The organism is Pseudomonas sp. P5_A2_2, assembly GCF_054177685.1.
The window spans coordinates 1-3,086 of the sequence record NZ_JBGCUL010000541.1 but is presented as its reverse complement, the minus strand read 5'-3'; the positions used below and the strand labels follow the sequence as shown (position 1 = coordinate 3,086).

The window sequence follows — 3,086 nt, the reverse complement described above, 5'->3', positions numbered from 1 at the left end:
GATGACGGTCCCTGTCGTTGCTTTGTCGTTAGATAGAATGCCAGCCCACATCGACGGCGCCAAGTTCGAGGATACAAAAATCCCGCCAAACCCGGCATCGATTGTGTGACTCGTCCTGAACAAGGGGCAAGCCCAGGCACTTACAGTGGCAAGGTATTGCAGTGCTTGATCTCCTTGAGCGAAAACCCGGTGTACATTTCCTTGATATTGCCGAGCGTACGTATGCGATGCATGGCGAGCTCATGGAATGCCTCCATGTCTTTGACGACTACCTGCAAGAGGTAGTCGTATTTCCCCGACACTTTGTGACAGGCAATAATGTTGGGCAGCGCCAGAACGCCCGCTTCGAAATGCTCCATGGCGTCCTCGGAGTGGCTATCGAGGGTGACGCTGATGAAAGCAAAAAGTCCCAGCCCCATGCTCTTTGGGTTCAAGTGCGCGTGATACCCGACAATCACCTCCTCTTCCAGGCGCTTCAGGCGCTTCCAGCAGGCTGGCGCTGACAGGCAGACACGAGTGGCGATCTCGGCGTTCGTCAGGCGACCATTCATTTGCAGAATTTCCAGAATTGAACGATCAACCTTATCCATTTCCGCCATGTGTTCTCTCCCTTTAACAATGAGTACGCGGTAGGGCGATTGGCCCCATCCCGCAGGTCCTTGATCAAGCATCCATTTCCAGAAACGACAAATATTAGAAAGGAAATTACATAAAGAACACATTTTGGATAATTAACGTCTGAAAATAATTAAATACAGATCCGTTTCGAAAGCTAATTTTCGAGGCGCTGAAATACAATTTCTTGTCATTTCCGACACCCAAGCCACTGGCTCTGACAATAAAAACAAGTAACAACGGAGGCAATATTGAGCATTTTCAGAACAAAAGACCTGGACGCAATGATTGCTGCTGCCCGAGCTCCTGCCGGGTTGAAAAAAGTGCTGGGGCCGATGGATCTGGTCCTGATTGGTATCGGTGCAATCGTGGGGACGGGCATCTTTGTATTGACCGGAACCGGCGCATTGACTGCGGGACCGGCCCTCATGGTTTCATTCCTGTTAGCGGCGTTGGCCTGTGCATTTGCAGCGCTCTGTTATGCCGAGTTCGCCTCATCTGTACCGGTAGCAGGCTCGATTTACACCTACAGCTACGCGACGCTGGGAGAGTTGGTGGCCTGGATGATCGGCTGGGATCTGATGCTCGAATACGGACTGGCCAGTTCGGCTGTGTCTGTTGGGTGGTCGGGTTACTTCCAGTCCTTGCTGAGCGGATTTGGGCTGAGTCTTCCGGTTGTGCTTACGGCGGCTCCAGGCTCTTTGCCCGGTGTGGAAACCTGGTTCAACCTGCCCGCGCTGGTGATTATGCTGGCAATTACCTGGATGCTTTCCATGGGCATCAAGGAATCCGCGCGCGTAAACAACGTGATGGTGATCATCAAGATCGCCGTGGTGCTGCTCTTCATCGCCGTTGGTGTGCGACATGTTCAGCCGGCTAACTGGCAACCTTTCGCGCCCTTCGGTGGCCAAGGCATTTTGAGTGCTTCGGCCTTGGTTTTTTTTGCTTTTATTGGTTTCGATGCGGTTTCCTCTGCCGCCGAAGAAGTGAAAAACCCGGCGCGTGACCTCCCCATCGGCATTATCGGTTCCTTGGCCGTTTGTGCAGTGTTGTACGTTGCCGTTTCAATGATCATGACCGGCATCGTGCCCTATGCCCAATTCCTTGGCGTTGATCATCCGGTCTCATTGGCGTTGCAACATGCCGGTGAAAGCTGGGTCGCCGGGTTCGTTGATTCAGGCGCAATCATTGGCATGACGACTGTCATTCTGGTTATGGCGTACGGTCAAACCAGGATCATCTACGCGATGTCGCGCGACGGACTGCTTCCCCAGCGCCTTTCCAGGGTTCATCCACGATTCGGCACACCATTTTTCGCCACCTGGATGGTCGGAATAGTCTTCGGGCTGATCTCGGCACTGATTCCGCTGAACGTCCTCGCCGAGCTGATCAATATCGGTACGTTGGCCGCATTCAGTCTGATCTCGGTGGCAGTGATCGTATTACGCAAGACCCGACCCGATCTCCCTCGCGCATTCAGATGCCCGGGCGTGCCCGTTGTTCCGTTGCTCGCCATCGCGTTCTGCGTAACCTTGATGACCTTCCTCAAGCAGACGACCTGGCTGGTATTCGGGGCGTGGTTGGCAATTGGCCTGGTGATCTACTTCGCCTATGCGAGGCGCCGCTCGTTGTTGCATTGATCCGGCATTTCGTCAGGTCTCTCTGGAGTGTCGATCAACCTCCAATAGTTTTCAGGTGCGAAACTGCATTCCAGTTGCGCACCTGATTGCATGCGCCTGTCAATCCTCACCTCATTCATCCTGCTTTTTATCGTATGCGTCCGGCAGAGTCATCTATCGAAGCCTTTTTGAACCCGAATGCCAACTATTTCAGCAGAGCTGGCCATTTTCAAGGTACCTACTCCCGCTCCTTACGGTTCGGATATTCAGTACCTCACCGTCACATGGGATGAGCAATCGCTTAGCGACTTCCGCGCGCTCTGCCGCCATTGCCGCCATTTAATCGGGGCTAACGGCTTTGTCGCCCCCAAGGGAGAAGTCAGCGGGCCTTGCCCTTCGCTATGCAATATGAGTTGACGAACGCTGCAGTGTGCTGCAAAGACTGGCGTATATCCGGTTTGGCTATTCCATGCCTGTTGGCAAATTGCTCGACCGCCGCTGTATCAAAACGAGTGGTCTGGATAAAGTCCAAGGCTTCGGGTTTTGTATTCAAAAAACGCGCGACGGGAGGAATACTCAGTAGCAACTTCAGCAATCGCAGCGAAATGTAATGCTTGGGAGACTTTAAGCCAACGGGTTTTGCCACCTGTACCAGGAGTTCTCGCAAGTTGGGAGTTTGGTCATCAAGCGCCAGCAGTTCCTGACCCACCATGGCAGGATCAAAAGCACAAACCGCCACCAGTTCAACCAGGTAATCCACGGTAACCAGTGGTAGCCAGTGCTTGGCGGTACCGGGCACTGCAGTCAGCTTTCCCTGTACAAGGTTGCGTATCAGCTCCACCAGCGGCTGAC

At 53.4% G+C, this 3,086-nt stretch carries 2 protein-coding genes and 1 pseudogene; 1 reads left to right on the top strand and 2 read right to left on the bottom strand.

What is annotated here, in order from left to right; genetic code table 11:
• Positions 1-140 precede the first annotated feature (140 nt).
• A complete protein-coding gene (locus ACXRVY_RS21920) occupies positions 141-671 on the bottom strand; it encodes an Lrp/AsnC family transcriptional regulator (RefSeq protein ID WP_223458939.1) in 531 nt (176 codons plus the stop codon).
• Positions 672-866: 195 nt separating this feature from the next.
• Between ACXRVY_RS21920 and ACXRVY_RS21915 the strand changes: the two genes are divergently transcribed.
• A complete protein-coding gene (locus tag ACXRVY_RS21915) occupies positions 867-2,255 on the top strand; it encodes an amino acid permease (RefSeq protein WP_317851114.1) in 1,389 nt (462 codons plus the stop codon).
• A gap of 358 nt (positions 2,256-2,613) precedes the next feature.
• Here ACXRVY_RS21915 and ACXRVY_RS21910 read toward each other — a convergent pair.
• Positions 2,614-3,086 (bottom strand): annotated as a pseudogene (locus ACXRVY_RS21910) (SDR family oxidoreductase); the annotation flags it as partial.